This is a genomic window from Streptomyces sp. NPDC046915 (assembly GCF_040644935.1).
Lineage (GTDB): Bacteria > Actinomycetota > Actinomycetes > Streptomycetales > Streptomycetaceae > Streptomyces.
On the sequence record NZ_JBEYXB010000021.1, the window covers coordinates 1 to 19791 of the forward strand.

At 71.9% G+C, this 19791-nt stretch carries 20 protein-coding genes; 12 read left to right on the plus strand and 8 right to left on the minus strand.

The features are described from left to right. Positions 1-329 precede the first annotated feature (329 nt). Positions 330-791: a hypothetical protein gene (locus ABZ915_RS38350; protein ID WP_361813094.1), complete on the plus strand. Its 462-nt coding sequence runs from the start codon at positions 330-332 to the stop codon at positions 789-791. A gap of 42 nt (positions 792-833) precedes the next feature. Here the strand turns inward: ABZ915_RS38350 and ABZ915_RS38355 are convergent, their stop codons facing one another. Continuing rightward, positions 834-1313 carry a GNAT family N-acetyltransferase gene (locus ABZ915_RS38355; protein WP_361813096.1) on the minus strand — a complete coding sequence of 160 codons (480 nt, stop codon included), beginning with the start codon at positions 1311-1313 and terminating at the stop codon, positions 834-836. A gap of 79 nt (positions 1314-1392) precedes the next feature. On the opposite strand from ABZ915_RS38355, the gene ABZ915_RS38360 reads away from it, so the two are divergent. After that, positions 1393-2196, plus strand: coding sequence for an exodeoxyribonuclease III (locus tag ABZ915_RS38360; protein WP_361813098.1), 804 nt, complete (start codon positions 1393-1395; stop codon positions 2194-2196). Here ABZ915_RS38360 and ABZ915_RS38365 read toward each other — a convergent pair. Continuing rightward, the gene (locus tag ABZ915_RS38365; protein WP_361813099.1) at positions 2193-2849 is read right to left on the minus strand and encodes a MerR family transcriptional regulator; all 657 of its coding nucleotides are present in this window, start codon (positions 2847-2849) and stop codon (positions 2193-2195) included. The two genes, ABZ915_RS38360 and ABZ915_RS38365, sit on opposite strands and share 4 nt — an antisense overlap. A 130-nt stretch (positions 2850-2979) precedes the next feature. On the opposite strand from ABZ915_RS38365, the gene ABZ915_RS38370 reads away from it, so the two are divergent. From ABZ915_RS38370 to ABZ915_RS38385, 4 genes are all read left to right on the plus strand, one after another. Beyond that, complete coding sequence (locus ABZ915_RS38370) at positions 2980-4506, plus strand: NAD(P)/FAD-dependent oxidoreductase (protein WP_361813101.1); 1527 nt, start codon at positions 2980-2982, stop codon at positions 4504-4506. Beyond that, a complete protein-coding gene (locus ABZ915_RS38375; RefSeq protein WP_361813103.1) occupies positions 4503-5426 on the plus strand; it encodes an alpha/beta hydrolase in 924 nt (307 codons plus the stop codon). The genes ABZ915_RS38370 and ABZ915_RS38375 overlap by 4 nt, the downstream gene beginning before the upstream one ends. Next, positions 5423-6307 carry an SDR family oxidoreductase gene (locus ABZ915_RS38380; protein ID WP_361813105.1) on the plus strand — a complete coding sequence of 295 codons (885 nt, stop codon included), beginning with the start codon at positions 5423-5425 and terminating at the stop codon, positions 6305-6307. Before ABZ915_RS38375 ends, ABZ915_RS38380 begins: the two co-directional genes overlap by 4 nt. A gap of 121 nt (positions 6308-6428) precedes the next feature. After that, entirely contained in the window at positions 6429-6659 is a 231-nt protein-coding gene (locus ABZ915_RS38385) for a hypothetical protein (protein WP_361813106.1), read from the plus strand. A gap of 101 nt (positions 6660-6760) precedes the next feature. Here ABZ915_RS38385 and ABZ915_RS38390 read toward each other — a convergent pair whose 3' ends face one another. Next, the gene (locus ABZ915_RS38390; RefSeq protein WP_361813108.1) at positions 6761-10072 is read right to left on the minus strand and encodes a S41 family peptidase; all 3312 of its coding nucleotides are present in this window, start codon (positions 10070-10072) and stop codon (positions 6761-6763) included. Between the two features lie 165 nt (positions 10073-10237). On the opposite strand from ABZ915_RS38390, the gene ABZ915_RS38395 reads away from it, so the two are divergent. From ABZ915_RS38395 to ABZ915_RS38420, 6 genes are all read left to right on the plus strand, one after another. Further along, the gene (locus tag ABZ915_RS38395; protein ID WP_361813110.1) at positions 10238-10840 is read left to right on the plus strand and encodes a TetR/AcrR family transcriptional regulator; all 603 of its coding nucleotides are present in this window, start codon (positions 10238-10240) and stop codon (positions 10838-10840) included. A 102-nt stretch (positions 10841-10942) separates the two neighbouring features. Beyond that, positions 10943-13168 carry an MMPL family transporter gene (locus tag ABZ915_RS38400; protein WP_361813112.1) on the plus strand — a complete coding sequence of 742 codons (2226 nt, stop codon included), beginning with the start codon at positions 10943-10945 and terminating at the stop codon, positions 13166-13168. A 130-nt stretch (positions 13169-13298) separates the two neighbouring features. Beyond that, positions 13299-13817 (plus strand): YbaK/EbsC family protein, encoded by a 519-nt coding sequence (locus tag ABZ915_RS38405; RefSeq protein WP_361813114.1) that lies wholly within the window; start codon positions 13299-13301, stop codon positions 13815-13817. Next, positions 13814-14659, plus strand: a complete 846-nt coding sequence (locus ABZ915_RS38410) for a DMT family transporter (protein ID WP_361813116.1) — start codon at positions 13814-13816, stop codon at positions 14657-14659. The genes ABZ915_RS38405 and ABZ915_RS38410 overlap by 4 nt, the downstream gene beginning before the upstream one ends. Before the next feature lie 71 nt (positions 14660-14730). Continuing rightward, positions 14731-15612 (plus strand): NAD(P)-dependent oxidoreductase, encoded by an 882-nt coding sequence (locus tag ABZ915_RS38415; protein WP_361813118.1) that lies wholly within the window; start codon positions 14731-14733, stop codon positions 15610-15612. An 89-nt stretch (positions 15613-15701) separates the two neighbouring features. After that, entirely contained in the window at positions 15702-15974 is a 273-nt protein-coding gene (locus ABZ915_RS38420; protein ID WP_361813120.1) for a DUF1876 domain-containing protein, read from the plus strand. Between the two features lie 24 nt (positions 15975-15998). On the opposite strand, the gene ABZ915_RS38425 is transcribed toward ABZ915_RS38420, so the two are convergent. The 5 genes from ABZ915_RS38425 to cbiQ form a co-directional block, all read right to left on the minus strand. Further along, on the minus strand, positions 15999-17189 hold the full coding sequence (locus ABZ915_RS38425; RefSeq protein WP_361813122.1) for a serine hydrolase domain-containing protein: 1191 nt from the start codon (positions 17187-17189) through the stop codon (positions 15999-16001). A gap of 77 nt (positions 17190-17266) precedes the next feature. Continuing rightward, entirely contained in the window at positions 17267-17713 is a 447-nt protein-coding gene (locus tag ABZ915_RS38430) for an organic hydroperoxide resistance protein (RefSeq protein ID WP_361813124.1), read from the minus strand. A gap of 106 nt (positions 17714-17819) precedes the next feature. Next, entirely contained in the window at positions 17820-18287 is a 468-nt protein-coding gene (locus ABZ915_RS38435; protein WP_361813126.1) for a MarR family transcriptional regulator, read from the minus strand. After that, on the minus strand, positions 18284-19042 hold the full coding sequence (locus ABZ915_RS38440; protein WP_361813128.1) for an ABC transporter ATP-binding protein: 759 nt from the start codon (positions 19040-19042) through the stop codon (positions 18284-18286). The genes ABZ915_RS38435 and ABZ915_RS38440 overlap by 4 nt, the downstream gene beginning before the upstream one ends. Beyond that, positions 19030-19791 carry a cobalt ECF transporter T component CbiQ gene (cbiQ, locus tag ABZ915_RS38445; protein ID WP_361813130.1) on the minus strand — a complete coding sequence of 254 codons (762 nt, stop codon included), beginning with the start codon at positions 19789-19791 and terminating at the stop codon, positions 19030-19032. The genes ABZ915_RS38440 and cbiQ overlap by 13 nt, the downstream gene beginning before the upstream one ends.

Sequence of the window (19791 nt, forward strand, 5' to 3'; positions counted from 1 at the left end):
TCCCAGGCACCCATATACCTGCACGTCAGAAGGGCTGGGATGGTTCCACCGTCGCCGAACGGGCGTCGAGCGTTGCGCCGGGCTCCCGTGCCGGCTGATGCTCTTGGTGTCGCACCGACCAGGGCCGGACCGACCCACCGGCGTCGCCGCGACATCCGGCGTCCGTGCACTCATGCACCCAGCCACTCATGCACCCAGGCACTCATTCACCCATGCGCTCATTCACGGGGGACCTCCGTGCCCAGGCGCACCCGAGCAGGCCGGCTCAGTCAGCTCATCGCACGGACGGCCAACCGACCAACACAACCATCAGCAAACGGAGATCACACATGAACCGCAAGGCCCGCACCGCCCTGACCGCCGGCGTCCTCGCCGTAGCCCTCGGCCTCGGCGCCACCGCTCAGGCGGCCTCCGCCGGCACCCCGCGCAGCGTCAGCGGCAAGACGTCCGACAACATCACCCGCATCGCCGACTTCTACGGCACCTACATCGACGCGATGAACGACGAGGGCAGCGTCAAGCTCCGGGCCGCGCTGCGCGAGCACTACCTCACCCCCGCCTTCCAGAAGGAACTGAACGCCTGGGAGAAGAGGAACCACGCCAACGGCGTCCTGCGCGCCCAGAACGTCCCGCTCGCCTGGAAGGTCACCGACAACGGCACCGCCGATCACACAGAGGCCGTCATCACCCTCACCTGGGGCAAGAGCCACCCCACCAAGCTGGTCGTCGACATGACCCGCGGCAGCCACAAGATCTTCCACATCGGGGAGAAGGGCATCGGCGGGAAGTAGGGAAGGGCGCTTTCGGGCGACGGCCGTTGCAGCTCACCGAGCTCACCGCAGCGTCTTCGCGAAGCAGCGGCTGTCCTCGTAGTGGCGGTAGTAGCCGAACTTGACGCACGGCTCGTAACCGCTGGAGGTGTACAGGGCGATGGCCTCCGGCTGCTTGGTGCCGGTCTCCAGGACCATGCGGAGGCGGCCGGCCGCACGGGCGTCGTCCTCCAGGGCGGTCAGGATGCGGCGGGCCAGGCCCCGGCCGCGCATCGCCTCGACCACGAACATGCGCTTGAGCTCGGCGTCGCCGTCCGTGTTGCCCTCCCCGTTGGCGTCCTGGCTGCGCCAGCCACCGGTGGCGACGGGTCTGCCGGTGGTGTCGTACGCGATCAGATACACGCCCCTCGGCGGCTCGAAGTCCGACGCGTTGAGGAGGGTGGCGTCACCGCCGTCGCCGTAGCGCAGGTGGTACTCGGCCTGGACCTCGTCGTTCAGCTTCACGGCGTCGGAGTGGTCGAAAGGCACACGACGAATATTCATGCTGGGCATCGTACATTCATGCATAGTAGGGAATTTATCGAAAATCAGTGCCCGTCCAGTGTGCCGGTATCGTGCCCTGGTGCTGACTGTGACCTCGGTGAATGTGAATGGACTGCGGGCCGCCGCGAAGAAGGGCTTCGTGGAGTGGCTCGCGGAGACCTCGGCGGACGTGGTGTGCCTTCAGGAGGTGCGTGCCGAGCCGCAGCAGGTGCCCGAGGCCGTGCGGCAGCCCGACGGCTGGCACGTCGTGCACGCTCCGGCCGCCGCCAAGGGCCGCGCGGGCGTCTCCCTCTACACCCGGCGCGAACCCGACCGCGTCCGGATCGGCTTCGGCTCCACCGAGTTCGACACCAGCGGCCGGTACGTCGAGGCCGACCTGCCCGGCGTCACGGTCGCCTCCCTCTATCTGCCCTCGGGCGAGGTCGGCACCGAGCGGCAGGACGAGAAGATCCGCTTCATGGCCGAGTTCCTCGCCTACCTCAAGGACCTGCGCGAGCGGGCCGCCGCCGACGGGCGCGAGGTGCTCGTCGTCGGCGACTGGAACATCGCCCACCAGCAGGCCGACCTCAAGAACTGGCGCTCCAACACCAAGAACTCCGGCTTCCTGCCGGAGGAGCGGCAGTGGCTGACCCAGGTCTTCGACGAGACGGACGGCGGCTACGTCGACGTCGTACGGGCACTGCATCCGGACGTGGCGGGGCCGTACTCGTGGTGGTCCTACCGGGGGCGCGCCTTCGACAACGACTCCGGCTGGCGCATCGACCTCCATGTGGCCACCCCCGGGCTCGCGGGCAAGGCGGTCAAGGGCTTCGTGGAGCGGGCGGCCACGCACGAGGAGCGCTGGTCCGACCATGCGCCGGTGACGGCGGTCTACGACCTCTAGGACAGGTCCTGGCCCTGCTTGCGCTGCCGTCGGTCCAGGGCCAGTGACAGTTCCGCCTCCACCACGCTGCGCGCCAGCGGGCGCAGGCGTTGCAGGTCCTCCTCGGGGCCGTGGCGCAGGACGAGGTCGGTGAAGAGTGCGGCGAGGGCGTCGGCGTGTTCGCGTACGCGCCCCGCGACCGCCAGGACCTCCGCGAGCGGGATGCCCTCGCGGGCCAGGGCGGAGGAGACGTCCAGCAGGCGGCGGCTGATGTGGACGATCTCGTCGCCGTCGGTGCCCAGATAGCCGAGTTCCATCGCGGCGGCGAGGTTCTCCGGGGTGACGTGGCCCTCGAAGCGGGCGGCGAGTTCCTCGGGGGTGAGGCGGACCGGCTCCTCCTCGGTGGGGTCGTCGACGCCGAGCAGGTCGGCGACGTCGCGGCCCTGGTCGAGGGCCTCGGCGAGTTCCGCGATGCCGTTCAGGGTGTGCCCGCGCTCCAGCATCGCCGAGATCGTGCGCAGGCGGGCCAGGTGGTGGTCGTCGTACCAGGCGATACGGCCCTCGCGGCGGGGCGGGGGTATCAGCTTGCGTTCCCGGTAGAAACGCAGGGTGCGCACCGTGATGCCGGCCAGCCGGGCCAGTTCCTCCATGCGGTACTCGCGCTTGTCTGCCACGCCCGCACCCTATGTCGTACCCGGGGTAACTTTCCTCGTCGCACCCCCTACCGGTCGGTACGGAGCTGCTCTACAGTCCCATTGCGCCAGTGTTCACTGGCGCAGTCACGTCGGGCAGGAGGCTGTCGGGATGACCGAACGCGAACACGTGCGGGTGGCGGTGATCGGATCCGGATTCGGCGGGCTGGGCGCGGCCGTGCGACTGCGCCGCGAGGGGGTCACCGACTTCGTCGTCCTGGAACGCGCCGACAGCGTCGGCGGCACCTGGCGGGACAACAGCTACCCGGGGTGCGCGTGTGACGTGCCGTCACATCTGTACTCGTTCTCCTTCGCGCCCAACCCCGACTGGCCGCGCACCTTCTCCGGGCAGGAGCACATCCGCGCCTACCTGGAACACGTGACGGACGTCTTCCGGCTGCGGCCCCACATCCGCTTCGGCGCGGAGGTGAGGCGGATGACCTGGGACACCGAGAAGCTGCGATGGGACATCGAGACGGCCGGCGGCGCGCTGTCGGCGGACGTCGTCGTCTCCGCCACCGGCCCGCTGTCCGACCCGAGGATCCCGGACGTCCCCGGCCTCGACACCTTCCCCGGCAAGGTCTTCCACTCGGCCCGCTGGGACCACGACCACGACCTCACCGGCGAGCGGGTCGCCGTGGTGGGTACGGGCGCGTCGGCGATCCAGATCGTGCCGTCCATCCAGCCCCGCGTCTCCCGGCTGACCCTCTTCCAGCGCACCCCGCCGTGGGTGATGCCCCGGATGGACCGGGCGATCAGCGGCGTCGAGCGGCGGCTGCACCGGACCCTGCCGTTCACCACGCAGCTCAGGCGCGGACTGCTGTGGGGCATCCGGGAGTTGCAGGTACAGGCGTTCACCAGGCACCCCGACGAGCTGGGCCTGGTCGAGCAGATCGCCAAGCGCAACATGGCGCGGGCCGTCAAGGACCCGGCCCTGCGCGCCAAGCTCACCCCGGACTACCGCATCGGCTGCAAGCGGATCCTGCTGTCCAGCGAGTACTACCCGGCCCTCACCCGCCCCAACGTCGACGTCGTCGCGAGCGGGCTCGCCGAGGTGCGCGGCTCGACCCTCGTCGCCGCCGACGGCAGCGAGGCCGAGGCCGACGCGATCGTCTTCGGCACCGGCTTCCACGTCACCGACATGCCGATCGCCGAGCGGGTGGTCGGGGCGGAGGGCGGCACCCTCGCCGAGGCCTGGAAGAAGGACGGGATGCAGGCGCTGCGCGGGGCCAGTGCCGCCGGGTTCCCGAACTGGATGACGGTCATCGGCCCCAACACCGGCCTCGGGAACTCCTCCATGATCCTCATGATCGAGTCCCAGCTGAACTACCTGGCCGACTTCGTGCGCCAGCTGGACGTCCTCGGCGGCCGGGTCGCCCTCGACGCCCGCCCGAGCGCCGTCCGGGCCTGGAACCACAAGGTGCAGGAGCGCATGAAGCGCACGGTGTGGAGCACCGGCGGCTGCACCAGCTGGTACCTGGACGCGAGCGGCCGCAACACCACCATCTGGCCGGGCACGCCCACCGAGTTCCGCCGGGCGACCCGACGGGTGGACCTGGCGGAGTACGAGGTGGTCCGGCCGCCCGCCACGAAGAAGACCCCCGACGCGTCCCACAGCCCCAGCGAGGTCACCGCATGAGCCGCCTCCCCCACGTGGCCTCCGGCCCGTACGCCCCACCTGTCCCCGGCCGCGTCCTGACGGCCGTCTCCGCCGACGGCGCCCGGCTGCACGTCGAGGTGCACGGCCCCGACGAGGCGCCCCCCGTCGTCCTGGCCCACGGCTGGACCTGCTCGACCGCGTTCTGGGCGGCGCAGATCCGGGAGCTGGCCGTGGACCACCGGGTCATCGCCTACGACCAGCGCGGACACGGCCGCAGCCCGGCGAGCCCCGGCTGCACCGCCGAGGCGCTCGCCGACGACCTGGAGGCGGTGCTCGCCGAGACCCTCGCGCCGGGGGAGAAGGCCGTGATCGTGGGCCATTCCATGGGCGGGATGACGGTGTTGGCCGCCTCGGCGCGCGCCCGCTTCCGGGACCACGCGGCGGCCGTCCTGCTGTGCAGCACGGGCAGTTCGCGGCTGGTCGCCGAGTCGCTCGTGGTGCCGTTGCGCGCGGGGCGGGTGCGCACCTGGCTCACGGCGCGCGTCCTGGGCTCGCGCGCCCCGCTGGGGCCGGTCACGCCTCTCGCGCGGCGCATCCTCAAGTACGCCACCATGGGCGCCGGTTCGGCCCCGCACATGGTCGAGGCGTGCGCGCGGATCGTGCACGCCTGCCCGCGCACCGTGCGCCACGCCTGGTCACTGGTGCTGGACACGCTCGATCTCGACCACGGCGTAAGGGAGTTGAGGGCGCCGACGGTCGTGGTCGTGGGCACGGCGGACCGGATGACCCCGCCGGTGCACGCACGGTCGCTGGTGGCCGCGCTGCCGCACTGCGTGGGCAGCACCGAGCTGGCCGGCGTCGGCCACATGACACCGGTGGAGGCACCGGAACTGGTCACCGGGAAGATCCGGGAACTGGTCTGCGGGTACGTGACGGACACGGTCGAGGAGAGCGCATGAGCAGGGTGGATCTCGAGGGACAGGTCGCGGTGGTCACCGGGGCCGCGCGCGGCGTCGGCGAGCTGCTCGCGCGCAAGCTCTCCGCGCGCGGCGCCCGGGTGGCGCTGGTCGGGCTGGAGCCGGAGGCACTGAAGGAGGTCTCCGGGCGGCTGCACAGCGACAGCGACCACTGGTACGCCGACGTCACCGACCACGAGGCGATGGCCCGGGTCGCCCGGGAGGTCAAGGAGCGGTTCGGCAAGGTCGACATCGTCGTCGCCAACGCCGGGGTGGCGACCGGCGGTCCCTTCGTGGACTCCGACCCGGAGGCCTGGCGGCGGGTGATCGAGGTCAATCTGATCGGCTCGGCGGTGACCGCCCGCGCCTTCCTGCCGGTGCTGATCGAGAGCCGGGGCTATCTGCTCCAGATCGCCTCGCTCGCCGCGATCACCCCGGCGCCGATGATGACGGCGTACTGCGCGTCCAAGTCGGGTGTGGAGGCGTACGCGCACAGTCTGCGCGCCGAGGTCGGTCATCAGGGCGTCCGCGTCGGCGTGGCCTATCTGTCGTGGACCGACACGGACATGGTGCGCGGCGCCGACCAGGACGAGGTCATGCGCGAGCTCAGGCAGCGGCTGCCGTGGCCGTCCAACAAGACCTATCCGCTGGGCCCGGCGGTCGACCGGATCGTGGCCGGGATCGAGCGGCGGGCCGGCCATGTGTACGGGCAGCGGTGGCTGCGCGGGATGCAGGGCGTGCGCGGGTATCTGCCGGGTCTCATCGGGACGGTGGGCCAGCGGGAGATGCGGCGGTTCGCGCCCCGGCTGCGGGGCATGCGGACGGGCCTGGTGGGCGCGGGCGGGGAGGCCGACGAGCAGGAGCGGTCGGTGCGGCGAAACTAGCCCTGGACCAGCGGGCGTTACGCACCGTTAATGATCGAAATGCGCACTGTGTCCGCCCGTGTGAATCTGGTCGAGGCCCCACCGAGGGGCCAACCCCCACCCACTACGGGAGTGAACCCACATGGGTATGAAGGACCAGAGCCAGCAGAAGGCCCGCGGCATGCAGGAACAGGGCAAGCAGAAGATGGGCGAGGCCCGTGAGAAGGCCGGCCAGCGTGGCCAGCAGTCTCCGCAGCACGGCCAGCACCAGCCCCCGCAGCGCGGCCAGCAGCAGCGTGAGCGCGGTCGTCACGACATCGACGACACGGAGCAGGAGATGCAGGACCGCTTCAGCCAGGACTACGACGCCTGACGCGGTCTCCTGACCCGGAGGGGCGCCCCTGACGAGGGGCGCCCCTCCCCGCGCGCACGCCGCGCACCGGTCCGTCGGCCGCTCACGGGTCCGTTGCCCGCTCACCGGTCCGTCGGCCGCCGTGGCAGCTTGGGGCGCGAACGGTCCGGCACGTCGCGGTAGTCCGGCGGGACCGCCGCGGGTTCGGTGGTCAGCAGCTCCAGCGCCAGTTCCACCGCGTCGACCAGCTGCGCGTACCGGCCCTCCGCCCAGTCCAGCGGGGTGCGCAGTGCCTCCACGTCGGGGGCGACGCCGTGGTTCTCCACGGACCAGCCGTAGGCGTCGAACCAGGCCGCGTTCATCGGCACCGTGATGACCGTGCCGTCGCCCAGCCGGTGCCGCCCGGTCATCCCGACCACCCCGCCCCAGGTGCGCTGCCCCACCACCGGCCCGATTCTGAGCAGCTTGAAGGCGGCGGTGATCATGTCGCCGTCGGAGGACGTCGCCTCGTCGGCCAGCGCCACCACCGGCCCCCTGGGCGCGTTGGAGGTGTACGACACCGGCTGGGCGTTGCGGGTCAGGTCCCAGCCGATGATGGTCCGGCTCAGCTTCTCGATGACCAACTCGCTGATGTGCCCGCCGGCGTTGCCGCGCACGTCCACGATCAGCGCGGGCCGGGACAGCTCCATCCGCAGGTCGCGGTTGAACTGCGCCCAGCCGGAACCGCCCATGTCGGGGATGTGCAGGTAGCCGCACTTGCCGCCGCTTAGGTCGTGCACCAGCGCGCGGCGTTTGGCGACCCAGTCCTGGTAGCGCAGGGGCCGTTCGTCGACGAGCGGGACGACGGCGACCCGCCGGGCCGGGCCCTCCTCGCCCTCCGGCGGCGCGAAGGTCAGCTCCACCGTCGTACCGCCCGCCCCCGCCAGCAGGGGGTACGGTCCCGCCACCGGATCCACCGGCCGGCCGTCGACATGGGTCAGGACCGCGCCGTCCCGGATGCCGGTGCCGGCCAGCGGGGAGCGGGCCCGGGAGTCGGACGAGTCGCCGGCCAGGATCCGCTTGACCGTCCAACGATCGTCCCGGCGCACGAAGTTGGCGCCCAGCAGACCCTGAAGGCGCTGGTAGTGCGCCGGGCCCTCGTTGCGGCGGGCGGCGCTGACGTAGGCGTGCGAGGTGCCGAGCTCGCCCAGCACTTCGCGCAGCAGGTCGGCGAACTCGTCGGGGGAGGCGACGCGTTCGACCAGCGGCCGGTACTGGTCGAGGACCGCGTCCCAGTCGATGCCGCACATCCCCGGGTCCCAGAAGTAGGCGCGGATGAGACGGCCGGCCTCGTCGTACGCCTGGCGCCACTCGGCGGCCGGGTCGACCTCGTGCAGGATCCGGCGGGCGTCGATCCAGGTCGTCGTGTCGGCGTCGCCGGACTCGGTGGACGGCACCGCCCGCAGCTCGCCCTCGTCGACCACGACCAGCCGGGTGCCGTCGCCGCTCACCGCGAACCAGTCCAGGTGGCCGACGAGTTCGGACTTCTTCCCCTTGGCGATGTTGAAGTACTCCAGCGTCGGCCGGCCGGTGGTGTCGTCCGGATTGGCGAACGTCTCGCCCAGCGCGCCCGAGATCGGCCAGCGCAGCCAGACCAGGCCGCCGCCGGCGACCGGTTGCAGCGCGGAGTACTTGGAGGCGGTGACCGGGAACGGCGTGACCCGGTTCTCCAGCCCCTCGACCTCGACGGTCACCGTGCCCGCCTCGCCGCCCTCCTCGTCCTCGACCGGGTCCAGGCCACCGGCCGCCGGCCGGCCCTCCGGGTTCAGGGCGAAGGGGGAGGGGGTCGCCGAGGAGAGGGGGACGAGGTACGGCTTGCAGCCGAGCGGGAAGGACAGGTCCCCGGTGTGCACGTCGTACACCGGGTCGAAGCCCCGCCAGGACAGGAAGGCCAGATAGCGGCCGTCCCGGGTGAACACCGGGTTCTCGTCCTCGAAGCGGCCGTTGGTGACGTCGAGGATCAGCCCGTCCTTTATCCGGGCCATCTTGATCTGCCGCAGCGTGCGCCCGATCCCGGGATGCGACCAGGTCAGCCACGCCCCGTCCGGGGAGAAGGCGAGATCGCGCACCGGCCCGTTGACCGACCGGATCAGCTCGGTGACGGCGCCTTCCGCGTTCTTCGTGACGTCCGTGACATCTGAGACGTCCGTGACCTCCGTGGCATCCGTGACCTCCGTGACGTCGAGGAGCAGCAGCCGGCCGTCGTGCGCGGCGAGCGCCAGGCGTTCGCCGTCGGGGTCCGAGACCATTTCCAGGACGCGGCCCACCCGCCCGGAGGCCAGCCGGCGGGGCTCGCGGTCGCCGGTGGCGCGGGGGAGCTGGGCGATCTCGATCGCGTCCTCGCCCTCGGCGTCGGTGACGTGGGCGACCTGCCCGGTCGAGCCCAGCATCTCCGGGAGCCGGGCGCGTACCCCGGGCGTGTCCGTGATCGTGCGGGCGGGGCCGTCGCGGTGGGTGAGCCAGTGCAGGGAGCCGCGTACGACGACGGCGCTAGCCCGGCCCGTCTCGTCCACGGAGATGCCGTCCACGTGCTGGGCGGCCGGAACCTGGTACGTACGGCGGCCCGCGCGCGGCCCGGACAGACGCACGTCCAGCTTGTGCGGTTCCGAGTCCGGTGCCAGGTCGTCGACCATCCACAGGTCGCCCGCGCACTGGTAGACGACCCGGGTGCCGTCGCTGGAGGCGTGCCGGGCGTAGAAGGCGTCGTGGTCGGTGTGGCGGCGCAGGTCGGTGCCGTCGTAGGCGCAGGAGTAGAGGTTGCCGATGCCCTCGTGGTCGGAGAGGAAGGCGATGCGGCCGCCGGCGAACATGGGGGAGTGCAGATGCCCGCCGATGTCGGGCAGCAGCCGCTGCCCGTGCAGCCACAGCCGGCCCGTGGCGCCACCCCGGTAGCGCTTCCAGGAGGCCGGTTCGTGCGGCGGGGTGCCGGTCAGCAGCAGCGTCTTGTGCTCGCCGTCGACGTCGGCGACCTGGATGTCGGAGACCGGGCCCCAGGGCAGCTTGCGGCCCGGGTCGCCGTCGGGGGTGACCTTGTAGGCCCAGGTGAAGTAGGAGAAGGGCTCGCCGTGGGAGGCGACGGCGAGGATGTCGCTGTGTCCGTGCTCGTCGGGCGGGGTCCAGCCGCAGACCTGGGTGTCCGGGCTGCCCCAGTACGTCAGTTGCCGCGCCGGCCCGCCGTCGGTCCCGACCCGGTGGATCTCGGGGACCAGGCTGCGCCAGGTCGTGTACGCGATGTGGCGTCCGTCGGGGGAGAAGCGGGGATGACCGGTCTTGGTACGGTCGACCGTGAGCCGCCAGGCGCGGCCCGGGGTGTCGAGGAGGGTCAGCCAGAGGTCGTCCTCGGCCACGAAGCACAGCAGTTCTCCGTTGAGATGCGGAAAGCGCAGATAGCTCACCTCCCCAGGCTTTCCCCGGGGACGGACTGGAGCAACTCGTGAAAAAGGCCCCGCTCCGACCAGGCGTGACGCAGCACACGTACGAAACCGTTTCGTTTCGCTGGTGCCTTGCGCTACATTCTTCCTGTACGAAACAGAGTCGTTCGGAGCGGAAGGGTGAGAGAGATGACCGAGGTCGCCGCCGCGCGCCGCAGTCGGATCACGCCCGAGCGCGAGGCCGAGTTGTACGAGGCCGTGCTCGATCTGCTCCGCGAAGTCGGCTACGACGCCCTCACCATGGACGCCGTGGCCGCCCGCACCCGGTCCAGCAAGGCCACCCTCTACCGCCAGTGGGGCGGAAAGGCCGAGCTGGTGGCGAAGGCCGTGCGGCACGACAAGCCGGGCCACTCGGCCGATGACGTCGACACCGGGTCGCTCAGAGGTGACCTGCACGCCCTCACCATGCGCGCGGACGACTGCGAGATGGAGCAGAACTCAGCGCTGATGCGGGGCCTGGCCATGGCGATCCACTCCAACCCGGACCTCCTGAGAGCCTTCAAGGACCACCTCATCGAGCCGGAGATGGTGGAGTTCCGCCGCGTGCTGCAACGGGCGATCGACCGGGGTGAGGTCCGCGCGGACAACCCCGCGATCCATTACGTGATGCACATGATGATCGGTGGGTTCGCCGCCCGCACGATGATCGACGAGCAGCCGCCGACGCAGGCCTTCCTCCTTTCGTACATCGACGCCGTCGTCCTCCCCGCCCTCGGCGTCACCACCGGCTGAACCCTCTCCCCAGCAAGCCCACCACCTGACGTACCCGCTCACGTCGTCGGGCTGATCGACCCTGCCCAGAAGAACCCACGACCTGACCGGGAGTACGCCTCCGTGGCCACGTTCCTCTACAAACTCGGCCGTCTCGCCTTCCGGCGACGGCACTTCGTCGCCCTGATATGGGTCGCGCTGCTCACCCTCGCCGGGGTGGGCGCCGCCTCCGCGCCGGCTGCCGGCAACACCTCCTTCTCCATTCCGGGCACCGAGGCCCAGAAGGCCTTCGACCTGCTGGAACAGCGCTTCCCCGGCACCACCGCCGACGGCGCCACCGCGCGGGTCGTCTTCAAGGCGCCGAGCGGCGAGAAGATGACCGACAAGGAGAACAAGAAGGCCGTCCACGCGGCGGTCGAGGAGCTGAAGAGCGGCTCCGAGGTCTCCTCCGTCGCCGACCCCTACGCCACGCACGCCGTCAGCAAGAACAGCACGGTCGCCTACGCGTCGGTGCGGTACAAGGTCTCCGGCATGGAGCTGGAGGACTCCACCAAGGACGCCCTCAAGGAGGCCGCGCAGCACGCGCGGGGCGCCGGGCTCACCGTGGAGATCGGCGGTGACGCGCTCACCGCCACCCCCGAGACCGGCTCCAGCGAGGTCATCGGCATCGCGGTCGCCGCGGTCGTCCTCGTCATCACCTTCGGCTCGCTGCTCGCGGCCGGATTCCCGCTGCTGACCGCGATCATCGGCGTCGGTATCGGCGTCTCCACGATCACCGCGCTCGCCTCCACCCTCGACCTCGGCTCGACGACCTCGACCCTCGCGTCGATGATCGGCCTCGCCGTCGGCATCGACTACGCCCTCTTCATCGTCTCCCGCTACCGCGCCGAACTCGCCGAGGGCCGCGCCCGCGAGGACGCGGCCGGACGGGCCGTCGGCACGGCCGGCTCGGCGGTGGTCTTCGCCGGTCTGACCGTCGTCATCGCCCTGGTCGGCCTGTCCGTCGTCAACATCCCGATGCTGACCAAGATGGGCGTCGCGGCGGCGGGAACGGTCGCCATCGCCGTACTGATCGCCCTGACGCTGATCCCGGCGCTGCTCGGCTACGCGGGCCGCAAGGTCAAGCCGGCCGGCGAGAAGAGCAAGCTGCTCGGCGGTGGCCGGGGGCCCAAGCAGGCGGGCCGCCCCAACATGGGCACGCGCTGGGCGAGCTTCGTCGTACGCCGCCCGGTCGCCGTCCTCCTGCTCGGCGTGATCGGCCTCGGCGCGGCGGCCATCCCGGCCGCCTCCCTGGAACTCGGCCTCCCCGACGACGGCTCCCAGCCGACCTCGACCACCCAGCGCCGCGCCTACGACCTCCTCTCCGAGGGCTTCGGGCCGGGCTTCAACGGGCCGCTGATGATCGTGGTGGACGCGAAGGACAGCGCCCACCCCAAGGCCGCCTTCACCAAGGTCGGCGACGAGATCAAGGGCCTGAAGGACGTCGTCACGGTCACCCCGGCCGCGGCCAACAAGGCCGGCGACACCGCGACGATCACCGTCATCCCCGACTCCAAGCCGTCCTCGGCCACCACCGAGGACCTGGTCCACGCCATCCGTGACAAGGGCGCGGACATCACCGCCAAGACCGACGCCAAGGTGCTGGTCACCGGCTCCACGGCGATGAACATCGACTTCTCCCAGAAGCTCAACGACGCGCTGCTGCCGTACCTGGCCCTGGTGGTCGGCCTGGCCTTCCTGCTGCTGATCGTGGTCTTCCGCTCGATCCTGGTCCCGCTGAAGGCGGCGCTCGGGTTCCTGCTGTCGGTGACGGCCGCGCTGGGCGCGGTGGTCGCGGTCTTCCAGTGGGGCTGGCTGTCGGGCCTGATGAACGTCGAGCAGACCGGCCCGATCATGTCGATGATGCCGATCTTCATGGTCGGCGTGGTCTTCGGACTCGCGATGGACTACGAGGTGTTCCTCGTGACCCGGATGCGGGAGGCGTACGTCCACGGCGAGACGCCCGGCCAGGCGGTGGTGACCGGCTTCAAGTACAGCGCACGCGTGGTGACGGCCGCGGCCGTGATCATGATGGCCGTCTTCTCCGGCTTCATCGGATCCAGCGAGTCGATGATCAAGATGATCGGCTTCGGCCTCGCGATCGCCGTCTTCTTCGACGCGTTCATCGTCCGTATGGCCATCGTCCCGGCGGTGCTCGCGCTCCTCGGCAAGAAGGCCTGGTGGCTGCCGAAGTGGCTGGACCGCGCGCTGCCCAACGTGGACGTCGAGGGCGAGGGCCTGCGCGCCGGTGACGAGCCCCGCGTCAAGGACGGGGACGAGGACGAGGACCGGGAGCTGGTGGGCGTCTGACGCCCCGCTCCTGACCACAATCGCCGGTGAGGGCGCCGTGGGGACGGCGCGCCCTCACCGGCTTCCTTGTCCCCGCGCCCGCCCGAAACCCGGTCGCCTGCCCGGTACGCCTGCCACTACCGTGCCCGGCATGACGACGACAGCCGCCACTGACGCCGACGATCACCGCGAAGCCCACCCCCGTTTCGCCGCCGCCCTGGACGAACTCGGCCTCGGGGAGCTCCGCGCACGCATCCGCCGCTTCCCGGAGGCGACCCGCACCGCCGGCGAGGCCGCCGCCGCGATCGGCTGCGAGCTGAGCCAGATCTGCAAGTCGCTGATCTTCGCGGCGGACGGGGTGCCGGTGCTGGTGCTCATGGACGGGGCCTCGCGGGTGGATGTGGAGCGGGTGCGGGCCGAGCTCGGGGCCGCTCGCGTCACCCGGGCCGAGGCCGAGGTGGTGCGGGAGACGACCGGGTACGCCATCGGGGGCGTGCCGCCCTTCGGGCACCGGACCCGGACGCGGGTGCTCGCCGACCGGGGACTCCTCGGCCACGACCTCGTGTGGGGCGCCGCCGGAACGCCGTACACCGTCTTCCCCATGGAACCCGGCACGCTGGTCGCCCACGCCCGAGCCACCCTGGTGGACGTGCGCGAGCGCACCTCGTGACCCCGCTGGTCACCTCCGCCGTCCTGCTCGCCGCCGTCACCCACGCCAGCTGGAACGCCATCGCGCACCGGATCACCGACAAGCTCGTCGGGTTCACCCTGATCCTGACGGGCGGTGTGCTGATCGGGCTGGTCCTGGCGTGCTTCGCCACGGTCCCGGCGGCGCGGGCGTGGCCGTATCTGATCGCCTCGGCGGGCATCCACTTCGTGTACGTCGTCCTGTTGATGACCTCCTTCCGGCTGGGCGACTTCGGGCAGGCCTATCCCCTCGCCCGCGGTTCCGCCCCGCTGGTGGTCACCGTGTTCGCCGCCGTCTTCGCGCACGAGGTGCCCGACGGCTGGGCCGCGGCGGGGGTCGCGCTGTCCTGCGCGGGGCTGACCGGGGTCGCCGTGTGGGGGCTGCGCGGGCGGCGGCCCGACTGGGCGGCGATCGGGGCGGCCCTCGCGACGGGGCTGTCCATCGCCTCGTACACCGTCGTCGACGGGCTCGGCGTGCGGGCCTCCGGCTCCGCCCTCGGGTACATCGCCTGGCTGATGGTGCTCCAGGGGCTGTGGATCTCCGGATACGCCCTCTGGCGGTGGCGCGGGGAGACGGTCGCCGTCCTGCGCCCCTTCACCGCCCTCGGCCTGCTCGGCGCCGCCCTCTCCGTCGCCGCCTACGGCCTGGTCCTGTGGGCCCAGACCCGGGCCGAGCTGGCACCCATCGCGGCGCTCCGGGAATCCTCGATCATCGTCGGCGCGGCCATCGGGGCCCTGTTCTTCAAGGAACGCTTCGGTCTGCCCCGGATCGCCGCCGCGGGGCTCATGGTGGTCGGTATCGGGCTGATGCTGCACACCGGATAGCGGGCGTGTCCCTGCCGCCTACGGGAAGCTGAGGCCTGTTACCGCGACATGGGAACAGGGGAGTGACCGCCATGACCGACAAGCTGACCGTGAGCGTCCTGGGCACCGGCATCATGGGTGCCGCGATGGCCCGCTGCATCGTCCGGGCCGGACACACCGTCCGCGCCTGGAACCGCACCCGTGCCAAGGCCGAGCCGCTGGCCGCGGACGGCGCGCACATCGCCGGCACGCCCGCCGAGGCCGTCGAGGGCGCCGATGTCGTGCTGACCATGCTGTACGACGGCGACACGGTCCGGGAGACCATGCGCGAGGCCGTGCCCGGCCTGCGGCCCGGTGCCGTCTGGGTGCAGTCCACCACCGCCGGACTCGAAGCCGTCGCCGACCTGGCCGGTTTCGCCCGCGAGCACGGCCTGGTCTTCTACGACGCCCCGGTGCTCGGCACCCGGCAGCCCGCCGAGGCCGGGCAGCTGACCGTGCTGGCCGCCGGGCCCGAGGCGGGGCGGGAGACGGTCACGCCCGTGTTCGACGCGGTCGGCGCCCGTACCGTCTGGGCCGGCGAGGACGCGGCGGCGGCCGGGGCCACCCGGCTGAAGCTGGTCGCCAACAGCTGGGTCCTGGCGGCCACTGCGGCGGCCGGCGAGGTGCTGGCGCTGTCGAAGGCGCTGGGCGTGGACCCGGAGAGCTTCTTCGGGCTCATCGAGGGCGGCCCGCTCGACATGGGCTATCTGCGGGCCAAGTCCCAGCTGGTGCTGGAGGGGCGGCTGACCCCGGCCCAGTTCGCGGTGGCCACCGCCGAGAAGGACGCCCGGCTGATCGTCCGGGCCGGCGAGCGGGGCGGCGCCCGTCTCGACGTCGCCGAGGCGGCCGCCGCACGGTTCGCGCGGGCCGCCGCGCAGGGCCACGCGGACGAGGACATGGCCGCCGCGTACTTCGCCAGCTTCGACGAGAAGTGACGGTCCCCGGCCTGTGCGGTGGCGCCCCGACGTGACGCCGCGGGCCTTCGAGGAGCACTCTGGAATCAACGGTTCCGGAGGTGGTTCAGATGCGCACCACGGTGGGATGGCACATCGAGCTCGAGTTCGAGGAGGACCAGCAGCACACACGGGCCGCGGCCCTGGTCCGCTTGCCCGACGGCACGGAGGTGCGGGCGCACGGCCACGCCAGCCGCCACCGCACCGACGCCAACCAGCCACGGGTCGGCGAGGAGATAGCGGGCGGCCGCGCCCTCAACGACCTGGCCATGCAACTGCTGACCAAGGCGCACGAGGAGATCGACGAGGCGTCCGGGCGGACGTCCCACGCGATCCACGTGTGAGCACCGCACTTGTCGCCGCACTGGTCAGCGGGCGGCCGGCAGGGACTGCCGCACCGCCCGCACCAGTGCCTGTGCCCGCGGATCCGCCGTCACGCTCTTGCGCAGGCCGTTGGTGACGTAGCCGAAGGCGATGCCCGACTCGGGGTCGGCGAAGCCGAGGGCGCCGCCCCGGCCGGGGTGTCCGAAGGAACCCGGGCCGAGCAGCGGGGACGCGCCGCCGTGCAGCATGTGGCCGAGGCCGAACCGGGTGTGCACCACGAGCACGCGGTCGGCTCCGTCGGAGTGCGTGGTGCGCGCCAGTTCCGCCGTGCCCGGGGTGAACAGGCGGGTGCCGCCGTCCACCTCGCCGATCAGGGACGCGTAGCAGCGTGCCAGGCCGTCGGCGGTGGCGATGCCGTTGGAGGCGGGCAGGGCGGCGGCGCGGTAGGCGGGGGAGTTCTCGTCGGGCAGCGGGGTGATCGCGGCGAAGGCGCGGCAGGTCAGGGAGCCGGGGTCGGCGTAGGCCTCGGCGACCGCCCGCTTCGGGCGGGTCTTCAGCGCGCCGGCCGGCTCGGGGGCCTCGACCGGACCGATCCGGCCCACGCGCCCGGCCTCCGTCTCCGGCAGCCCCACCCACAGGTCGGCGCCGACGGGCCCGGCGATCTCCGCGGCGATCCACTCGCCGATCGGGCGGCCGGTGACCCGGCGGAGCAGCTCACTCGTGAGCCAGCTGTAGGTCTGCGCGTGGTAGCCGTGGTCGGTGCCCGGCTCCCACACCGGCGCCTGGGCCGCCACGGCCGCCGCGCCGAGGTCGGGGTCTGCGGCCTGCTCGGGCGTCAGCGGCCGGTCCAGGACGGGCACACCGGCCCGGTGCGCGAGCAGGTCCCGGACCCGGGTGTGCTCCTTGCCCGCCGCCTTGAACTCCGGCCAGTACTCGCCGACCGGGGCGTCCAGGTCCAGTTCGCCGCGCTGGTGCAGGAGCAGCAGCGCGGCGGCGGCGACGCCCTTCGTCGCGGAGCGCACGATCTGGGCGGTGCCCCGCTCCCAGGGAGCCGTGCCGTCCGTGCCGTCGAAGTTCTTGGTACCGGCCCACAGGTCGACGACCTTGTGCCCGTCGCGGTACACGGCCACGGCCGCGCCCCGTTCGCCCCGCAGCGCGAAGTTGGCCGCGAACGCCTCCCTGACCGGCTCGAAGCCCTCGGCCACCGCCCCGTTCACGTCCGCGTCCGCGTCCATAGTCCTGTACTTCCCCTCCGGCTCGCCTTCGACAGTGGCCGCAACACCGACCCTGAGCCTGGGATTCCTGCGTTTCGCTAGCCGAGGACGATCGTTACATCGATGTTGCCGCGCGTGGCGTTCGAGTACGGGCACACCTCGTGCGCCGCGTCGACCAGCTTGGCGGCGACGTCCGGGTCGAGGACCGGCAGGGAGACGCTGAGGGCGACCGCGAGACCGTAGCCGCGGGTCTTGTTGGGGCCGATGCCGACCTTGGCGGCGACCGTGGAGCCGGTGAGGTCGTAGCCCGCCCGGTTGCCGACCAGGATCAGGGCGTTGTGGAAGCAGGAGCTGTAGCCGGCCGCGAAGAGCTGTTCGGGGTTGGTGCCGTCGCCGTCGCCGCCCAGCGCCGGAGGCATCGCCACCTTGAGCTCGATATGGCCGTCCTGGCTGGTGACATAGCCGTTCCGGCCGCCGTGCGCGGTGGCTTCGGCGACGTACATGATCTTCGTCGGCCGGGTGTCGACGGCGGTGCCGTCCGTCATGGCGGGCCCTCCCCCAGAACAGGTGTGCGCAAGTGCATCGTGCACAAGGTACTGGCTGGTACGTCGGCTGTCCCCCGCCGGGGGAGGTAACTGTGGGTAACTTCGATTACCGGGTGGTCGCCGCTCGGGCGGTGCGTTCCGCGAGCCGCCACAACTCCTCGCGCAACCGCGCGACTTCCGCCGCGTCGAGGCCCGTCGTCGTCAGGAGTGTGCCGGGTACGCGGGCCGCGCGCTCACGCAGGTCCTCCCCGCGCACCGTGCAGGCGACGAGTACCGAGCGCTCGTCCCGCGCCGAGCGCTCGCGGCGGACCAGACCCGCCGCCTCCAGCCGCTTCAGCAGCGGCGACACCGTGCCGTAGTCGAGGCGCAGGGCGCCGGCCAGCTCCTTCACGGTCGTCTCGCCGCGCTCCCACAGCACCAGCAGGACCAGGTACTGCGGGTAGGTGAGCCCGAGCTCGTCGAGCAGCGGGCGGTACGCGGCCGTCACCGCTCGCTGGGCGGCGTACAGCGCGAAGCACAACTGCTCGTCAAGGAGCGGCGACAGCGGCGGCCCGGACTCCTCTTGATGTGTCACGCGCCCATTGTCACGGACCGCGGGTCGAAGCCGAAGGGCAGTTCCAGGCGGTGGACGCGCATCAGCGCCTCGTCGGACAGGAGTGCGCCGGTCGGGCCGTCGGCGGCGATCACGCCGTCGCTCAGGATCAGTGAGCGCGGGCACAGCTCCAGCGCGTAGGGCAGGTCGTGCGTGACCATCAGGACCGTCACGTCCAGCGAGCGCAGGATGTCGGCCAGCTCGCGGCGGGAGGCCGGGTCGAGGTTGGAGGAGGGCTCGTCCAGGACGAGGATCTCCGGCTCCATGGCGAGCACGGTCGCCACCGCCACCCGGCGCCGCTGGCCGAAGGAGAGGTGGTGCGGCGGCCGGTCGGCGAAGTCCTGCATCCCGACCCGCTCCAGGGCGGTGCGCACCCGCTCCTCCAGCGCGGCCCCCTTCAGCCCGGCCGCCGCCGGTCCGAACGCCACGTCCTCCCGCACGGTCGGCATGAACAGCTGGTCGTCGGGGTCCTGGAAGACGATGCCGACCTTCTGCCGGATCTCGGCCATGTGCTTCCGTCCGACCGGCAGCCCGGCCACGGTCACCGTGCCGGCGCCGCCGCCCAGGATGCCGTTGAGGTGCAGCACGAGCGTGGTCTTGCCGGCGCCGTTCGGGCCGAGCAGCGCCACCCGCTCGCCGCGGGCGATGGTGAAGTCCACACCGAACAGGGCCTGGTGGCCGTCGGGGTAGGCGAAGGCCAGTCCGGCCACTTCCAGCGAAGGTGTCACAGGATCCATCCCAGCAGACAGACGACGAGGGCGGCGAAGGGGAGGGTGAGGGCGTACGACCACTGCGCCCGGGACGCGGTCACCTCGTCGATCACCGGCATCGAACCGGCGTACCCGCGGCTCACCATGGCCAGGTGCACGCGCTCGCCGCGTTCGTAGGAGCGGATGAACAGCGCGCCGGCCGACTTGGCGAGCACGCCCCAGTGCCGTACGCCCCGCGCCTCGAAGCCGCGCGACTCCCGGGCGATCCGCATGCGGCGCATCTCGTCGGTGATGACGTCGCCGTAGCGGATCATGAAGGAGGCGATCTGCACGAGCAGCGGCGGGAGCTTGAGGCGCTGAAGGCCGAGGAGGAGTTCGCGCAGTTCGGTGGTGGACGCGAGCAGGACGGAGGCGGCGACGCCCAGGGTGCCCTTGGCGAGCACGTTCCAGGCGCCCCACAGGCCGTTCACGCTCAGCGAGAGCCCGAGGACGCCGACCCGCTCACCCTCCGCCACGAAGGGCATGAGCACGGCGAAGGCGACGAAGGGCACCTCGATCAGCAGCCGCTTCAGCAGGAACCCGGCGGGCACGCGCGCGACGTACGCCACCCCGCCGAGCAGGACGGCGTACAGCCCGAACGCCCACATCGCCTCCCGCGGGGTCGACACCACGACGACCACGAAGGCGAAGGCGGCGGCGAGCTTGGTGTGCGGCGGCAGGGCGTGCACGGGGGAGTGCCCGTGCCGGTAGAGCCGGTGTGCGTGTCCGGCGCCCAT